This is a genomic window from Candidatus Azobacteroides pseudotrichonymphae genomovar. CFP2 (genome assembly GCF_000010645.1).
In the GTDB taxonomy this organism is placed as follows: Bacteria; Bacteroidota; Bacteroidia; order Bacteroidales; family Azobacteroidaceae; genus Azobacteroides; species Azobacteroides pseudotrichonymphae.
The window spans coordinates 199,580-217,969 of the sequence record NC_011565.1; the positions used below are offsets into that span (position 1 = coordinate 199,580).

General features: G+C 31.9%; 15 protein-coding genes. 8 read left to right on the forward strand and 7 right to left on the reverse strand.

Going from position 1 to position 18,390, the window contains the following annotated elements; genetic code table 11:
* Positions 1-531: 531 nt before the first annotated feature.
* The 5 genes from CFPG_RS00895 to yajC all read right to left on the reverse strand — a co-directional run bounded on the left by CFPG_RS00895 (position 532) and on the right by yajC (position 4,182).
* Positions 532-1,758: a sigma-54 interaction domain-containing protein gene (locus tag CFPG_RS00895; protein ID WP_012573185.1), complete on the reverse strand. Its 1,227-nt coding sequence runs from the start codon at positions 1,756-1,758 to the stop codon at positions 532-534.
* A gap of 121 nt (positions 1,759-1,879) precedes the next feature.
* Positions 1,880-2,320, reverse strand: coding sequence for a DUF5606 family protein (locus tag CFPG_RS00900; RefSeq protein ID WP_265348019.1), 441 nt, complete (start codon positions 2,318-2,320; stop codon positions 1,880-1,882).
* A gap of 12 nt (positions 2,321-2,332) precedes the next feature.
* Complete coding sequence (gene coaE / locus CFPG_RS00905; protein ID WP_012573187.1) at positions 2,333-2,917, reverse strand: dephospho-CoA kinase; 585 nt, start codon at positions 2,915-2,917, stop codon at positions 2,333-2,335.
* A gap of 319 nt (positions 2,918-3,236) precedes the next feature.
* Complete coding sequence (locus CFPG_RS05440) at positions 3,237-3,362, reverse strand: hypothetical protein (protein ID WP_265348020.1); 126 nt, start codon at positions 3,360-3,362, stop codon at positions 3,237-3,239.
* A 481-nt stretch (positions 3,363-3,843) separates the two neighbouring features.
* A complete protein-coding gene (gene yajC / locus CFPG_RS00910) occupies positions 3,844-4,182 on the reverse strand; it encodes a preprotein translocase subunit YajC (RefSeq protein ID WP_012573188.1) in 339 nt (112 codons plus the stop codon).
* 91 nt (positions 4,183-4,273) lie between these two features.
* On the opposite strand from yajC, the gene gltX reads away from it, so the two are divergent.
* The 7 genes from gltX to CFPG_RS00945 all read left to right on the forward strand — a co-directional run bounded on the left by gltX (position 4,274) and on the right by CFPG_RS00945 (position 13,911).
* Complete coding sequence (gene gltX / locus CFPG_RS00915) at positions 4,274-5,758, forward strand: glutamate--tRNA ligase (protein WP_012573189.1); 1,485 nt, start codon at positions 4,274-4,276, stop codon at positions 5,756-5,758.
* 529 nt (positions 5,759-6,287) lie between these two features.
* Positions 6,288-6,839 carry an NADH peroxidase gene (locus CFPG_RS00920; RefSeq protein ID WP_012573190.1) on the forward strand — a complete coding sequence of 184 codons (552 nt, stop codon included), beginning with the start codon at positions 6,288-6,290 and terminating at the stop codon, positions 6,837-6,839.
* A gap of 226 nt (positions 6,840-7,065) precedes the next feature.
* Positions 7,066-7,479, forward strand: a complete 414-nt coding sequence (locus CFPG_RS00925) for a glycoside hydrolase family 73 protein (RefSeq protein WP_050720663.1) — start codon at positions 7,066-7,068, stop codon at positions 7,477-7,479.
* A gap of 462 nt (positions 7,480-7,941) precedes the next feature.
* Positions 7,942-9,546 carry a CTP synthase gene (locus CFPG_RS00930; protein WP_041572490.1) on the forward strand — a complete coding sequence of 535 codons (1,605 nt, stop codon included), beginning with the start codon at positions 7,942-7,944 and terminating at the stop codon, positions 9,544-9,546.
* A 128-nt stretch (positions 9,547-9,674) separates the two neighbouring features.
* Entirely contained in the window at positions 9,675-11,513 is a 1,839-nt protein-coding gene (gene yidC / locus CFPG_RS00935) for a membrane protein insertase YidC (protein WP_012573192.1), read from the forward strand.
* A 556-nt stretch (positions 11,514-12,069) separates the two neighbouring features.
* Positions 12,070-12,906: an FAD/NAD(P)-binding protein gene (locus CFPG_RS00940; RefSeq protein ID WP_012573193.1), complete on the forward strand. Its 837-nt coding sequence runs from the start codon at positions 12,070-12,072 to the stop codon at positions 12,904-12,906.
* A 24-nt stretch (positions 12,907-12,930) separates the two neighbouring features.
* Complete coding sequence (locus CFPG_RS00945) at positions 12,931-13,911, forward strand: 4-hydroxythreonine-4-phosphate dehydrogenase PdxA (RefSeq protein ID WP_012573194.1); 981 nt, start codon at positions 12,931-12,933, stop codon at positions 13,909-13,911.
* A gap of 47 nt (positions 13,912-13,958) precedes the next feature.
* Here CFPG_RS00945 and uxuA read toward each other — a convergent pair whose 3' ends face one another.
* Positions 13,959-15,131, reverse strand: a complete 1,173-nt coding sequence (uxuA, locus tag CFPG_RS00950) for a mannonate dehydratase (protein WP_012573195.1) — start codon at positions 15,129-15,131, stop codon at positions 13,959-13,961.
* Between the two features lie 575 nt (positions 15,132-15,706).
* Between uxuA and modA the strand changes: the two genes are divergently transcribed.
* The gene (modA, locus tag CFPG_RS00955) at positions 15,707-16,498 is read left to right on the forward strand and encodes a molybdate ABC transporter substrate-binding protein (protein ID WP_012573196.1); all 792 of its coding nucleotides are present in this window, start codon (positions 15,707-15,709) and stop codon (positions 16,496-16,498) included.
* A 1,669-nt stretch (positions 16,499-18,167) separates the two neighbouring features.
* Here modA and CFPG_RS05445 read toward each other — a convergent pair.
* Positions 18,168-18,317: a hypothetical protein gene (locus CFPG_RS05445; RefSeq protein WP_265348021.1), complete on the reverse strand. Its 150-nt coding sequence runs from the start codon at positions 18,315-18,317 to the stop codon at positions 18,168-18,170.
* Positions 18,318-18,390 lie beyond the last annotated feature (73 nt).

Below are 18,390 nucleotides of genomic sequence, written 5' to 3' on the forward strand. Positions count from 1 at the left end.
TTCTTCTATTTCTTCGCCTAGGTCTTACTGTCAAATTTCATTGTATTTTACAGACATATACACCAATCCCACAATACCTCAAAATCTTCAAACACAATAAAAACTCAAAATAAAGCCCTAACCTTTTCCTCATAATCCTCGCTTTATCAATATGTCAAAGAACTTTCTAAAACAACATTACCCAATGACTCACCATTGCATCGTAATGACGTGGCCAAAGGTAGATAAAATACCTTTTAATAAATCAAAAAAATGATAAAAATTATACTATAATCCAGTGTTTCCTATAGCAACCAACTGATAATTAGCAATTAATTAATGGGAATAAACTAAATACGTAAGAAAATATTCACGATTTACCAAATTTACTATTGCTATATTATAAGCAGAACACTCACTTTAAGGGAAAACTCATTTATCATTTATATTACTATCGTAATTTCTTTGAAAAGAATATGAAAAAACAATAATACAACCTCTAATGGGTATTAAATATTTTTGTATCCTCCAGGTTTTATAAACTATTTATTCTCATTCCATACCATACTCTTTAATTTTTCTATATAACGTTCTCTCTGATATTCCAAGTTCCTGAGCAGCATTACGACGATTTCCCTTATTTCTTTTTAATACTTTTATTATCATTTCTTTTTCAATCTTTTCCAAAGAAAAAGCTTGTTCAGGTTCTTTCTCTTCGGAAATTTCATCAGCATACTGATACCGCAATTCTTTTTGTACGACAGGAATATATTCTTTATTATCTATCACTGGATAAGAAGATATCCCATGCGACTGCTGTGAAGATTGAACTCTGGTACTTACATTGTTTAATAATTCAGAAATATTTCTCTTCAATTCATTAATTTCTCTTCGCATATCAAATAAAATTTGATACAAAATCTCGCGTTCATTAGTGAATGACTTTGAATCAAAACTAGAAGAAATAATTGCAGGCAGCTGCTCCATATCAGAAGAAACAAGATAAGTTTTTAAATGTTCTTCATCTATTTCTCTTTCCCTCTCAAAAATAGACATCCGTTCTGTAATATTTTTCAATTCACGAATATTACCCGTCCAACGATACTCCATCAAAATTTCCTTCGCCTTATCTGTCAAATTTATTACAGGCATCCGATATTTCTCTGCAAAATCACTCGCAAACTTACGAAAAAGCAAATAAATATCATTTTGTCTTTCTCTCAAGGAGGGAATTTTGATGGGAATAGTATTCAAACGATAGTATAAATCTTCCCTGAATCTTCCTTTTTTGATTGCCCTCAACAAATCTACATTCGTAGCAGCAATAATACGAACATCTGTTTTCTGCACTTTAGATGAACCTACTTTGATAAATTCACCATACTCTAATACACGTAATAGACGAACCTGGGTAGCTATTGGCAATTCACCCACTTCATCTAAAAATATTGTTCCTTGGTTGGCCACTTCAAAATATCCTTTTCTCTCAGCTAAAGCTCCTGTAAACGAACCTTTTTCGTGACCGAACAATTCAGAATCAATAGTTCCTTCTGGAATTGCTCCACAATTGACCACAATATATGGTCCATGCTTTCGCATGCTATTTTGATGAATAATTTGTGGAAAAACTTCTTTACCTACTCCACTCTCTCCTGTAATTAATACAGTCAAATCTACAGGAGCAATCAACAAAGCTTTCTCTATTTCACAATTAAATAAAGAACTATTGCCAATAATGCCAAATCGCTGTTTAACCTGCTGAACTTCTGTGATTGCCATTATTAGATGATAATAATAATTTTCTCTTTATTAATTATTCTTCTACGCATGTCTGATAAATATTACAAAAGACAAATTAAAATTCGGACTACAACAATCTTATTCTACACTATTATTTCAATTAGTTTTTGTCTGCTTCATTTTTTTCTACAAAAACCACTAGCTTTTCTTTAACCAAAAGATTATACCATGATAATATTTTCTTTATATGGGATGGATAAACAAGTCTTTTGTCATAATCAGGAAGTATCCTGCTAAAATAACTATTTAATACTTCGTTATCCGAATCAATCATTTTAGAGTCAATCTCATGACCCTCTTCTTTTTCACTAATTTTCGATAAAATAGATGAAAGTGGAACTTCATTGGACTCTGTATATACAGTGATTTTATCCAACGGGGTCACCTTATCTTGCATAAATACAGGCATTTTTTTGTGTGTCAGCAAAGATTCTACAATAAATATATTTTTCCCTTTCGAAACTAATCTGAAAAGTCCAGGCTTACCAGAAACGAACAAAATTTCTTCCAACATAAAGTTGTAGATTATATTTGTTTTCATTACGATAATGAATTAACATCTTTGCAATTTTGCAATCAAATTTTCTATTTGAGACAAAACAGCTTGCTGGTTATCATTGACAATAGTATAATCAGCCTTGTGAATTCTTTCTCTATCAAGGCATTGATTGTTTATTCGATTTAAAATAACTCTCTTATCTAATCCCTCCCTCTTTTGCACTCGCTGGATTCTTAATTCTATAGGTGCAAAAATATTAATGCTCACATCTACCCATTTATCAAAGCCAGATTCAAACAAAACTGCTGTTTCAATTCCTATAAATAACTTTTCTGTATGTTGTTCCTTCCATTTAAGGAAATTAAACAACACTTTAGGATGAATCACTGAATTAACAAATTTCAAGTACTCAGGTTTACTGAAAACTAACAAAGCAAGCATGGTTCTATCTAGTAAACCCTCTTTATAAATCGTTTCTCCAAATTTATCAGACAATTGTTCCCTTACAGTTTGAGATGAATTGCTTATTTCCTTAGAAGCAAGATCAGTATTATAAACAGGAATTCCCATTGTTTCAAATACCCTGGCAACAACTGATTTCCCACTCCCAATACCTCCAGTTATACCCAATATCCTCATAGGATTACCAAAATTCGAGATATGTATACATACTTGTTAAAAACAATCCACATTTTCCCAAAAAAATATGATTGACTGGAAATTATTTATCGTATTAACAGAATTAGAAAAAATTGCATCATCTCTCTTCATCTCTCTTTCGAAGTAGATTCCTCATTCTGAAAGGAATTTTGATTTTTATAGATATAATTTTGATATTACATTGTCATCCATTCTATACAATCTCATTGAGAAATGTATTGGTAAATAGTATTCCTAAGGAATAGGACACTCTCGTACCAAGAATATTTTTCATTAGAAGTTATTATAACAGTTTTTCTTATTTAAATATAAATTCCATCCCATCCGTTTCTTCCATCTCGTTCTGTCCTTTTTTTATCTCTGTATAATTTGTTCGATTTTCATCTTCGTACCCCTGCAATACAAAGAACCAATTCGTCTTCATCTCCGTTTCCCACGACAGTCCTAGCATTATGTGTCCTGAAAAATAAAGCAAGCATTATCACTTTGTGATATCAATTCATTTATGTTATCTTTATCATCGATGATTTTATTATCCCAATAAAATCATCCTTTAGTACATTCCTCTATTATTTATAGAATTTATTTATAGAATTTAGTATTTAGAATAGAATTTACTATTTACTATTTACTATTTACTATTTACTAACCAGTGTAAGATGAGTCAAACTAAGTAACAATTTATTCCAATGCCTTCATAAAATCATAATTTTTTTACACGCAAAATGTATTGGTTTTCTACTAAATAAAATCCACAAGACAAAATTTCTTTTGTTCCCTTATCTGCTCTTACATCTTAAAAAAGCGTTTTAACACTTTTTTAAGATAATGTTTCTTTAATTGCGATTTTTCGACACCTTGAGAAGATTTTCCATACTTCTCCATTTGTCGGAATGGATCTGAAGCTATTTCGTATGAGCCATCTGATTAGCAGGCTTGACAGATGCAACATCATTACAAGCAAATACTGAAAGTTTATCTACTTCAACTTTTACCATTTCAGCAATTTCAATTATACAAGATGTATCATTGACCTTCTTCAATTTACCATGTATCCCTCCCGATATCACTACCTTATCTCCTTCTTTCAATGAGGCTCTTTGTTCTTCGACTCTTTTTCTCTGTTTCTGTTGCGGACGAATCATAAAAAAATACATGATTATAAATATCAAAACAATCATTATTAACCCACTATAACTACTTCCAACCGAAGTCGCTTGCAATAGAATATATATTAACGCCATACCGTTATAATAATAATTTTAAATTTTACCGAAGATAATTATTATTATCGAAATAATGAAAATTAATACATTTGTATAAAATAACTTTTTTATGAAGGCACGGGTTCGTTTCGCCCCTAGTCCTACAGGGCCACTACATATCGGAAGTATTCGGACAGCTTTATACAATTATTTATTTGCTAAAAAGTATCATGGTGATTTCATCCTACGAATTGAGGATACTGACTCTACACGGTTTATCCCTGGTGCAGAAGAGTATATCATTGAAACATTCAAATGGTTAGGAATCACCTTTGATGAAGGTCCGTATCGACAATCAGAACGAAAAGCAATATATAAAGAATATGTGGATGAATTATTAAACAAAAATTTGGCTTACATCGCTTTTGATACGCCCGAAGAATTAGAAGCTAAACGACGCAATATCCCTAATTTTCAATACGATGCTATTACCCGCATGACAATGAATAATTCACTGACTTTGTCTAAAGAAGAAACAAAGAAAAGAATTGCTAATAGCAATCAATACGTAGTACGCATCAAGATTGATCCTAACCAAACAATCATAGTGAATGACTTAATCCGAGGGGAAATGAGTATCAGTTCCTCTACTTTGGACGATAAAGTACTTTATAAATCGTCTGACAACCTTCCAACTTATCATTTGGCAAATATTGTAGATGATCATTTGATGAAAATTACTCATGTTATTCGGGGTGAAGAATGGTTATCCTCCACCCCACTCCATATCATTCTCTATCAATATTTTGGATGGGGAGAAAAAATGCCTGTGTTTGCCCATTTACCCTTATTATTAAAGCCCGATGGGAAAGGGAAATTAAGTAAAAGAGATGGTGAACGTTTTGGATTCCCCATATTCCCTCTGCAATGGACAGATTCCAAAACTGGAAAAAGTATTTCTGGATACCGCGAAGATGGCTATTTACCTGAAGCCCTTATCAATTTTTTAGCCTTGTTAGGCTGGAATCCAGGTAGTGAACAAGAATTTTTTTCTATTGACGAACTATCAGTATTGTTTTCGCTGAAAAAGTGTAGTAAAAATGGAGCGAAGTTTGACTATAAAAAAGTCGAATGGTTCAATCACCAGTATATTCAGAAAAAATCTGATAAAGAAATAGCCGAATTATTTTTCCATTTTTATTCTAAAAAGCTTGAAAAACAAGACTTCAAAAAAATAACAGAAGTAATTGGAATGGTTAAAGGACGTATAAGCTCTATCAGAGACCTTTGGTATGAAACAGCTTTCTTTTTCGTTGCGCCTAACACTTATGATGAAAAGATTGTCCAAAAACGATGGAGAGCAGAAAGTCCTATACAACTGACAGAATTATCTGAATTACTAGCAACCATTACTAATTTTTCTTTACAAATTGTAGAAAAAACTATAAGGGGCTGGATTAATAATAAAGGTTATCATCCAAGCAATATCATGAATGCTTGTAGACTGGCTCTGGTAGGCACTGCAAAGGGACCGGGTATTTTCCATATCATAGAAATATTAGGGAAAGAAGAAGTTATCATAAGGATAAAAAAAGCTATTCAAGTATTACGCTAATGATTTATAATGATCAGATATGCGATGCATTTCTTCATATTAAAATATAGATACATAGAAAGATTTATCGATTTTTTTTGAAAGTATAAAGAGTAGATATACTAGAAAGTTAGGTATAAAAAATGACACGATGAGTACATTCTGAATCGTATTTTTTATTTCTAGGAGTTGATTTACTATTACTTAATTTTTTTATCAATTTTTGTTAAATCACAAAAAAAGAAAAACACCACTACGATAGTATTGATGAATGCTATTTACAGAATAGAGAGTTTCATAGAAAAGTTTATAGCTTTATATATAAAGTATAAAGCGGTAGCTAAGATTGGGCCGCGTAAGCAGGCAATATACGTGGAAGAATAAGAAGAATAAACATCTCTCTAATGTTTTACACGAAAAAATACAAGTTATCCAAACAAAATTTTTAGCTACGAAACATTTTTTAAAAAAAATATTATTATATCTTTGCTCTGTGATGAGATTAATTAGTATTATTTATGTAATAACAACTAAATTTTAAATTAAAAAAATGAAAACGAAATGGATTTGTGTTGTTTGTGGCTATGTTCATGAAGGAGAGGAAGTCCCTGAATTTTGCCCGCAATGTGGGCAGCCCCGAGATAAGTTCGAAAAAATGGAAGAAAAAGATGGGAGACTACAGTTCGTAGATGAACACTGTTTGGGTATTGCAAAAGGCGTGGATGTTGAAATCTTAAAGGGACTGAAAGCTCATTTTACAGGAGAATGTACGGAAGTGGGTATGTATCTAGCAATGAGTCGCCAAGCTGATCGTGAAGGTCTTCCAGAAATCGCAGAAGCATACAAGCGTGTTGCATGGGAAGAGGCTGAACATGCTGCGAAGTTTGCTGAGTTGTTGGGGGAAGTAGTTGTGAATACAAAGGAGAATTTGAAAAAGCGGATGGAGGCCGAAAAAGGAGCTTGTGCAGATAAAAAACGTATTGCTACCTTGGCAAAACAACATAATTTGGATGCTATCCACGATACTGTACATGAAATGGCAAGAGACGAAGCTCGTCATGGACGAGTATTCGAAGGATTGTATCATCGTTATTTCCATTAATGAAGTGTGACGCGATGTTCTTCGAACAGTCTGGGAAATGATCCCAGACTGTTTTGATGGTTTCTATAAAATTCTATAAAATAGGAAGCTAGGATTTCTAAATAAATATGAGAATATATTTACTATTATATGGTGGAAGCCTTATTTTTTTTTATCATCCCCCGGTTTTTTATTAGCCCAAGGCTACAATAAAGATTGTTTAGACTATATAGATAATTATCATAATATGGCAATTGAACTGATGTGCAAATATAAAATCCCAGCAAGTATTGTCTTAGCTCAAGGATTGTTGGAAAGTGGAGCTGGAGGAAGCCAATTGGCTAAAGAAGCTAATAACCATTTTGGCATTAAATGCCACTCAGACTGGATAGGCGAATGTTATTTTCTTTCCGATGAAGAAAATGGATGTTTTAGAAAATATGAAAAAGTTGAAGATTCATTTGAGGACTATTCATCTTTTTTGTACAAAGAACGCTATTCTTCATTGTTCATGTTGGATATACGCGACTATACAGGTTGGGCAAGAAAGCTGCAGAGCTGTGGTTATGCTACAGATAAATTTTATGCTGATAAACTAATCAAACTGATAGTAGATTACAAACTCTATCAATTTGATGAAATTGAGAAAAGTACAGAATAAAACGAAATACAAAAACCTCTTTCCCAATTACAATGAGTTTTCTATGCGTTGTAATCGGAAGATAAATGGATGCTTATAACTTATAAAGAGATATCCATGTGATGGTATGTAAAAAGTACAAATGTTAAAAATGGTTGGATATTACATAATGAAGTCACCTCTCCGTTAATATACAAGATATAAGAGAGAAATATAAATATAAGAGATAACGGATATGTTTTTATTTAGAAAATAAAAAGTGAAAGGCTGTAAACTTCCCTGTTTTAGGTGTTTTTTTCAAAAAGAAAAGCAGTGGACTGCTTGTTAAGTTAACCCCAATATCCAGAAAAATATAACAGGATCTTTAACAAAAGAAAGAGATGTTTTTACTGTATTTCTGTAGAAATGGGAAGGGGTATTTTGCAGTTACGACATACTAAATAAAAGAACGAGTCTTTATAAAAAGAAGATTATTTGATCAAGTTGGAAACAAAGTATATTTTCATCACGGGAGGTGTGATTTCATCCTTAGGCAAAGGAATTGTTGCAGCATCGATAGGTAAACTTTTGCAAGGAAGAGGATATAAAGTTACAATACAAAAATTTGACCCATATATCAATATTGACCCAGGTACACTCAATCCTTATGAACATGGCGAATGTTATGTAACCGGCGATGGCTGTGAGACAGATTTAGATTTGGGACATTATGAGCGCTTTTTGAATATACCAACAAGTAGAGCAAATAATGTTACTGCGGGTTGTGTTTATCAAAATGTAATCAATAGAGAACGAAAAGGCGATTTTTTAGGCAAAACTGTTCAAGTTGTTCCACATATCACAGATGAAATCAAACGTAATGTCATGATATTAGGAAAAACAGGTGAATATAATTTTGTAATTACAGAAATTGGAGGAACAGTGGGTGATATTGAATCATTACCCTTTATAGAAAGTGTACGCCAATTAGTATGGGAATTAGGGAAAAATTGTTTATGTATTCATTTAACCTATGTGCCTTATATTGCTGCATCTAGAGAATTGAAAACAAAACCAACTCAACATTCTGTCAAATCGCTTCAAGAGCAAGGGGTCCAACCGAGTATTCTTATACTTCGCACTGAGAAAAAATTAGCCAACAATATTTGTCGCAAAGTAGCGTTATTTTGTAATGTGGATGAGAATGCTGTTATTCAATCATATGACGTTCCTAGTATTTACGAGGTGCCAATTATGTTAGCTGAACAAAAGCTGGACAAAATTATTCTTCGAAAAGTAAAAATGTCTGATGAAGGGGAACCGGATTTGACATTTTGGAAGCATTTTCTTGAAAATATGAGAATGGTGGAGCAAACTGTAACAATAGGAGTTATAGGTAAATATGCTGAACTGCCTGATGCTTACAAGTCTATTAATGAATCCCTGCTTCAGGCAGCTACTTATCATAAATACAAGTTAAACTTGCTTTTTATCCATTCCGAAAAAATTAATGAATCCAATGTAAGTAAACAATTATTAAATATAAATGGGATAATAATTGCTCCAGGCTTTGGACGACGTGGTATTGAAGGAAAACTTACTGCATTGAAATACGCACGAGAAAACAATAAACCTACTTTTGGAATCTGTTTAGGAATGCAATGTATGATTATTGAATTTGCACGGAATGTATTAGGGTTAGCCGATGCTAATTCTAGTGAAATGGATACGACTACTTCGAACAAAGTAATAGATTTGATGGAAGAACAAAAACAGTTAACAATTATGGGTGGTTCCATGCGATTAGGGACTTACGAATGTAGATTGGAAAAGGGTTCAAAAGTTATAAAAATTTATAAGGCTGACCAAGTAAGAGAACGTCATCGTCATCGTTATGAATTCAATGGTGCATATAAAGAAATTTTTGAAAAAAACGGAATGAAATGTAGTGGGACTAATCCTGACACTAATTTAGTGGAGATAGTAGAAATTCCTCGATTAAAGTGGTATATAGGGACACAATTTCATCCGGAATATAATAGTACAGTGGTAAATCCCAATCCTTTATTTATGAGCTTCATAAGAGCTTCTATTTCTTCAACTCTTTGAGAGTTTTATATACATTTTTATGGAGATATGAATAACAACTCCATATGGTTTTTCTATAAAGGCCTTCATTTTTCGTAATTTAGCCGAATAGGGACTTTGCCCTATATATATTAATACAAATATATTATATGGATAAAAATACTATTATTGGATTTATACTTATCTTTTGGGTGCTCTTTGGATTTGCTTATTTAAACCATAATCGTCCGATTCAAGAGCAACTGGAAAAAAATCCTCCTATGTCGGCAAATAGTGTGAAAAAAGAATTTTCTAATCCTATAAGTGAAATTCAGTCAAGTGATATTTATGGAAATTTTGCCGCCTCAACAAAGGGAACAGAAACATTCGTGACTATACAGAATGCTTTGATGGAAATCAAATTGAGTACTAAAGGTGGCCGTATCTATTCGGTACGACTAAAAAAATATACAAACTACAAGAATGAACCGTTATATTTGTTTGAAGGGGATGAGTCTGCATTTAATATTATTTTCATTTCTTCAAACAATAAAGTACTTAATTCGGAGGATTTTTACTTTGAAATAGTTTCTAATTCCGAATTAGAAACTATTCTACGACTAAACGCAGGAAAGAATAGATACATAGATTTTGTTTATACTCTTCATCCCGATGATTACATGGTGGACTGGAAACTTGTATCACATAATATCCAAACGGAACTTTCACATTCTATGCATACATTGAATATTCAATGGATGCAAAAAATAAGGCAACAGGAAAAAGGTCGAAAATTTGAAGAACGTTACGCCAGATTAACTTATAAATTTTTAACTGATGATATAGAACAATTGCGAGAGACTAAAGATGATGTCAGAAACGTTCCTAACAAATTAAAATGGATAGGATATAAAGATCAATTCTTTTCCTCTGTGTTTATTGTCCATAGTAATTTTGAATCAGCAAAATTGGATTCAAAATATCTAACATATGGAGCATATATAAAAGAATATAGCACTTCGACAAGTATTCCATATAATATTGCAAATATAGAACCAATAAAATTTAACTTTTATTTTGGTCCGAATGACTATTCCCTACTAAAAAGTTATGACAAAACAAAATTGAAGGAACAAAATCTCGAACTAGAGAAACTTGTTCCACTAGGATGGAGTCTCTTTCGCGCGATTAATAAATGCCTTATTATTCCCATATTCAATTGGTTAACAAACGGAGAAAATGTTAATTTGGGATTGGCAATCTTGATTTTAACATTGATTATCAAAATTGCTCTTTTCCCATTAACTTATAAGTCGTTTATATCTTCTGCAAAAATGCGTGTACTTAAACCACAAGTAGAAAATATCAATATTAAATATTCGGGGCAAGAAAAGGCCTTGATCAGACAGCAAAAAACAATGGAATTATATCGCCAAGTAGGTGTCAATCCCATGACAGGTTGTTTCCCAATACTATTGCAAATGCCTTTTCTGATTGCTTTGTTTATGTTCTTCCCCTCAGCTATTGGATTAAGACATCAAAGTTTCCTCTGGGCAAATGATTTATCTACTTATGATACATTGATTCAATGGAGCACAGATATACCTTTTATTCCTCGATTTTTGGGTAATCATATTAGTTTATTTTGCTTGTTAATGTCACTAGCTACAATTTTGAATACAAGATATAATACAATGTATCAACAAAATATTGGACAAGAACAATTCCCGGGAATGAAGTTAACGATGTATTTTATGCCAGTAGTAATGTTTTTCTTTCTCAATTCATATCCTGCAGGATTAAATTATTATTATTTGATTTCTACGTTGATAACCATCATGCAAACAATCATTTTTCGCGGATTAGTTAACGAACTAAATCTACTTGCTAAATTAGAGGCTAACAAAAAAAAATCAAAACTTGTTAAGAAAAAATTTGGTTTTATGGATCGTTTAGAAGAATTTCAACGAAAACAACAAGAATTATTAAAAAAGAAAAGAAAAAGGTGATTTTTCGTTTGTCTCTTTCTAAGAAGATTTTTAACTTTCCTTTCTGTCTCTTACTTCCATTGAGGGATTCGAGAATAATATTTTTCTTTTGATTTGAAGATTCATTGAGTCTCAAGTCTGATATAATAAAAAAACAAATAAGACTAACATTTATCTGTTTCTGTTTGTCATTCGAATAGCTTCTATTTAAGAAATAAATCAAAATAATAAAAAAGATACTATTCAAAGACAAGGTAATTGATTATAAAGTAAATATCAAATGAATCAGTGGAATAAAAATCTATTAAAAAATAAGAACAATACAATCTCTAAAAAGCACTACACTAATGCTAATAAAAAGTTATTAGACCAATAATTCAGAGCTAAGTTAATAACTTTCAATTATGAAAAAACAAGTAGTAAATGCCTCTGCATACCTCGTTCTGATTGGGAAAGAATTAGGGAAAAACAGAATATTAAATTGACTAGACGCTCACTTTGTCTTCACAAGACACAATTTACTTGTGAAAAGATTACATTTACGAAAAAATGTAAAAAAAATTACATCTACAAACTCATGGACAGAAATATCTATTTGCCTTATTTGGTAACTATTGATAAAATCATCCAAGAAGCACCAGGAATAAAAACTTTTCGTTTAAAATTTAACGATGAAAAGGAAAGGAATAAATTTTCTTTCAAGACAGGGCAATTTGCTGAATACTCTGTATTTGGAGAAGGAGAAGTAACTTTTTGCATTGCCTCACCTCATACCAGAAAAGATTACATAGAATGTACTTTCCGACAAGTAGGCAGAGTAACAACAGCATTGGCAAATTTAGAAGAAGGAGCAATTATCGGGACTAGAGGGCCTTATGGAAATGTATTCCCCATAGATGAATGGAAGGGCAAAAATTTAGTATTCATTGCTGGAGGGATTGCTTTACCTCCCATACGTAGTGTCATTTGGACGTGCTTAGACAATCGAGCAGACTATAATGATATCAGCATCTTTTATGGTGCAAAAACAGCGGGTGACTATGTTTATAAATACGAATTGGAAAAATGGAAAAACCGTGTAGATATTCATTTATACTTAACCGTAGATCCAGGAGGAGAAACACTAACATGGCAAGAAAATATTGGATTCATTCCATCTATTGTTGAAAAAATATCCCCTTGTTCCAAAAATACCATTGCCATTGTTTGCGGACCTCCCATTATGATTAAAAATACTTTCTCAGTACTGAAAGAATTAGATTTTTCCAATGATAATATCTTCACAACACTTGAAAATCGCATGAAATGTGGTTTTGGTAAATGTGGGAGGTGTAATGTGGGTAAATTTTATGTCTGTAAAGATGGTCCAGTTTTTACAGCAGCGCAACTGGCAACATTGCCTGATGAGTACTAAATAGCAACACACAAAATTACATGTATGAATAAACAAATGATAAAGATTGGCATCAGTTGTGATAATACTAATGCCAAACAAATAATCCAAACTTTTAGTGAGGTTCGAATATTCGAACTCTGTGTCCCTATTATCTATGATTATTCCACAGTATTATCCTATTATCGTAAAATAAGAAGATTACCTATTCGTACTACTAATATTCATAACGCTAATAAATCAATAAAAAATAGCCTCAATATTATTGATATAAGTAATAAAGCCCTACCTATGACAGTAGGGAAAACAAATATTAAAAGTAATACAGCTATTGGAGAATCCTTCTATAGAGGCTTATCTGATCTAAAAGTAGGAGAAATTGATGTTTTTGTTACTTCCTCAACATCAACTGATTCAATTCAACAAATTGAATCGGAATTACTCGACGAGAAAAAAAGTTTACCAATACTAACCAATGACTATTTTCGCATTGCTGAAATATCCAATTCAACTCCTATTAATATTGATATACTTACAGAAAAAATAAAAAATCTACATTCAACCCTTCTCCACGATTTTATGGTTACTTTCCCGCGGATAGCCATTGTTTCTGAGAACTCTCCAGCAGAAATTATCACCGATGCCACTCAAATCGCTTTCCGAGAAGGAATATTCTGCTTTAGTACTTTTAATCCCGAATCTTTTTTTAATTCAGATATATACAAAAAGTTTGACGCCGCACTCATAATAAATTGTATGTCTACCAATTTTATTTTTCAATCAATTCAACCTGTCAGTGAACAAACAAACGCCATCCTTATAAGCAATATGCCCTATGTTGTAGCTATTGCTAATAGCACATCATTAACTCCGTCTATCTACTTAGCTATAGATGTATATCGCAATCGGAAAAATAAATCAGACGGGGATACAACAAATTCCTTGAAGAAAGTTCGTATCCCATCTACAAAAAAGAAATTTGAATATAAAAAAAAATCATCATTCCCGCTACTTCGACAATCCTAATCTGGCACTTTACAAAAAATGCGAACAACTGAAGATACTTGTGCATTTTATCCAATACTATGCAAAACAGCCTCCATCATTCCTGAAATCTCACCAAGGGCTTTCATTCTACCTAAAAAAGAATAGCCAGGATTATACTCTTTACCTATATCCGTCAACATTAATGGTCCATGATCTACACGCATAGGAAGATTCTGATATTTTTTAAATATCTCTATTACTCTCAAAAGATTTCCTCTTCCTTCCAAAGGAGAGGCTTCTACAAAATCGCCGTTAGGTAAAACATTTGTACTTCGCAAGTGTACAAAATGTGTTCGAGAGGCAAACTTTTTCGCTAAATTCACAACGTCATTGTGACGACCCGCACTCAAACTCCCTGCACAAAAAGTAAGCCCATTATGAAAATTATCTACTGCATTTAAAAACCAAGCAATATCTTCCTCATTAGTAATAATACGAGGTAACCCAAAAACAGGAAAAGGAGGATCATCTGGATGAATACAAAGATTAACTCCATATTCCTCTGCTACAGGGATCACTTGCTGAAGAAAATATTTCAAATTTTCTCTCAATTGATTCTTGCCAATATCCTTGTAATATACTAACAATCGATTGAAAATAGCTACCGGATTTTGGTCTCCCTCCTTAATATTACCATTAACAAATCCTTGTGTTTTAACAATAATATTTTCTATTAACTCTTCTTTTTCTTTTGTGCTAATAATCGTAGCAAGGTGATGTACTTTCTCCAAAGTTTCAGACGAATAATCACGATCAGCCTTTACTCTTTTTAATATATGAATATCAAAATAAGCAAAACGGACAAGATCAAAATATAAAGAATACGTACCATTATCTTGTTTTCGTGCCAAATCAGTACGAATCCAATCAATAACAGGCATAAAGTTGTAACAAACGGTGCGGACACCTGCCTTACCTAAATTCGCCAAACTGACTTTATAATTCTCGATCAATTGATTCCTATTTCTTCCAGCATATTTAATACTTTCAGACACAGGAAGACTCTCTACAACTGACCACCTCAGACCACTATTTTCAATATAGCATTTTAAATCATTAATCGATTTTCCTGACCAAACCTCACCATTAGGGATATGGTGTAAAGCTGTTACAATACCTTCTACACCTATTTGTCTTAAATCAGAAAGCGTAATACTGTCATTTTTCCCAAACCACCTCCACGTTTTTTCAAAGATCATGTTTAAATATACATTTAAATTCAAATAAAAAAAACTTTTCCCATCTTCTTTTACTTCGCAAGTATAAAATCTTCAAAATAATTTACTGTCAAAATAATTTACTGTCAAACTATCAATTTTACCCTGAAATTAAAAACCCCTTATAAATTATGATTTGTTATTTTATATATTTACAAACAAAGAGGTAAATAGGCATGAATTTTGCCAACCTAAAAAAATGTATTGTTTAATACCTTTTTTCTCAAAAAAGGTATTATTAAAAATAGCATACAACCTGATATTCTCAAAATCGTAAGCAAAAGCAATGTAGAATTGCACTATTAAAAAACAAATTCATTTATAAGAATTTATTATGAATCTTTTACACAAAATTTTTTGCCAGTAAATAGTAACTTAAACAATCATTAAGAAAATCAATAAAGCATCTCCGTTTCAGTAGTCAAAAAGAAGTAAGGGTTCGGAAAGCCAACAAAGAAAGTTGTAATGATTAGCCCTTTTCTTAAACTAAAACTCGTAGAATAAAATGTGTTTTAGAAACACAAGGATATATCTTTTAATTAAAAAAATACAGTTTTATGAAAGTTAAATCAAAAAAACATAAACTAATGAAACGTATTATTTTACTTTTTTCGCTCGTGCTCCCTTTTGCAACGATGTGCCAACAAAAAAAGGATACAGAACAAAAAATCGTAAAAGTTGCTGCTGCTGCTAACCTCCGTTATGTATTGGAAAAAATCAAAAAACAATATGAATCAGAATATCCTTCTTCAAGAATCGATATTTCCTTTGGTTCATCAGGAACATTCACACAACAAATTCTAAATGGTGCTGATTATGATTTTTTTATGGCTGCCGACATGAGCTATCCTAAAAAAATAGTTGAAAATGGCCATGCATATGGAGATGTTGAAACATATATCTATGGGAAACTCGCTTTATGGAGTTTAAATTTAGATGTATCTGAATGGTTGAAAAGTATACTGTCCCCACAAGTAAAAAAGATAGCAATAGCCAATCCTAAAGGTGCCCCTTATGGGGAGAGTACGGTAAAATTTTTGGAAACCCAGGGATTGTACAAAAAAATAAGCAATAAAATTGTATGGGGAAACGATATCGGTCAAACAGCACAATTTGCCTTCTCTGGCAATGCCGAATTAGGATTCATCGCTCTATCACTTGTATTTTCCCCTGACTTGCAAGGCAAAGGACATTTCTATGTATTTCCAGAAGATATATGTCCACCACAAGAGCAAGGATGTGTACTCATAAAAAAATCACAAGAGGTGACACAATTTAAAAACTATATTATGAGTCACAAATGTGATAGTTTATGGGTTAAATTCGGGTATGGATTAGTAAAAAAGTAATAGAATTTTTCCAGTAATTTTTTACACTAACATAGATTTATTTTAGATAGATTTATTTTAGAAAAACTCTAATTGTTAATAAGGTACAGAAATCTCTCTCTTTTACCATAGAACAAAGTCATAGATCCAAACTGTGTATCGGAGTGTGTAATACACAAAATTCCTCTATTTTTTCTAGGGTAAAATGTTTTAACCCTATTTAACATGAACATCTATATTTTCACTTCTGGCATAATGACACAAATGAATAGCAAATTGAAACATAGTAAATCCATCTTTATAGTAATTTGCTAAGAAAATCAAAAGCTACTTCTCTTTCTTTTCCCCTATTAGTAAACCAAAAGTACTAGTAATCCAATATAATACAGTATTTACTGAAAAACGCCCCACCTGAAAATAAATTAATGAAAAGAGAGGTAGGATATTTCATGAATTTCTCCAAAACAACACCTTGCAAAAAGTACTATTATTTGACAAACAATAACCTATTGATGAACTAGATTGCCCTTTAAGGATTATACCCAGAATAAGAATAGTTAGTTATTTAGCTTTTATCTCTTTGGATAATTACTGAAAATTAACTTCACTATCAATGATTGCTATTACCAATTTATCCACAAAATGGCGATAATAAGGATCTACAATATCATCTTCCAAACAATAAAATGTTGCGGATCATAACGATCATGATGATGAGTTCACAAAATTTGCAACAATCTCCACTGGCAACCAATGAACAAACAACAACTTACCCCATAAAATAATGTAACCATAATTCAACAAATTACTAGAGAGAATAATTTCTCTCCCTATCTCTCTTAAAACTTTCAATTTCGGGAAATAAACAATCCAGTAATAAACTACAGTTCAATCTTCAAAACTATCACCATCTCCATTTTTTTTTACATCGTCCACCCATTTTTTGAATATTTTTAGATGACGAATCTCACATTGTACAAATGTACGCAAACTTAATTAATTATCTTCACATGAAGAGTTCATTGCCATAACCATTTTTTCCCAATGAGAGTGAAGTCTCAATTTATGAGACAAAAAATTTCACTTACACTGTATTATTCATACCCAATAAATAGCAAATATTCTTTATATCCCCAAATGGACATTCAATTGCTACCACACGTGATTAAAGCATAGTTGTTGGTAATAATAAAAAAAGCTTCAATCAACCAAATGTTTGATGAAAAAACCAATATCTTTAATCAGAATCATTTTGATGTATTCCACTTTGAACGAACTATGAAAAGAATCGTTCTTCTCAATTTCGTTCGGGTAAACTTGATAAACAATTTCCAGTTCTTTAGATTAAAAAAAGCTAGATTTTCGAAATAGAAGGTTGTTTTCTTAATCATAATGTTACTTTTTTTTTTGATCCTCCTAATGAAATAATTTGCCTTATACAATTGATACGAACTTTGATAATATTCTCAGTTGAACGAGGAGTCAGAATACGCTTCCATGCAATTTATTTTAGCAGAGAAATTTTCAACCTTTTGTTTCCTGACAAAAGTTGGGACAATTAAAACAATGGTTTTCTGTATTATGAATTAAATAAGTTGATTTTTTTTGGACAAAAACTTGCTTTCCCATCTGGAAATACAAGTATTCATTTTGCTTTATCATAAACAAAAACCTCCAACCTTCCGACTTTCTATAACCCAGTATCAACTATTGGCAACCCAATAGTTCTCCCGATAAACATAGCAATATGATGATTATTGCCAGTACAGACAAAATCAACGGGCTGTTTTTTTCTGTTTTTTGTCCAAAATCTCCAGCCTCTTTCTATCTTTCTTTCCATTCAAAGATTCGAATTTGGAAACTCCCGTAATAATGGATACATGCTTGATCGAAATTCCTTTCTCCATTATTTA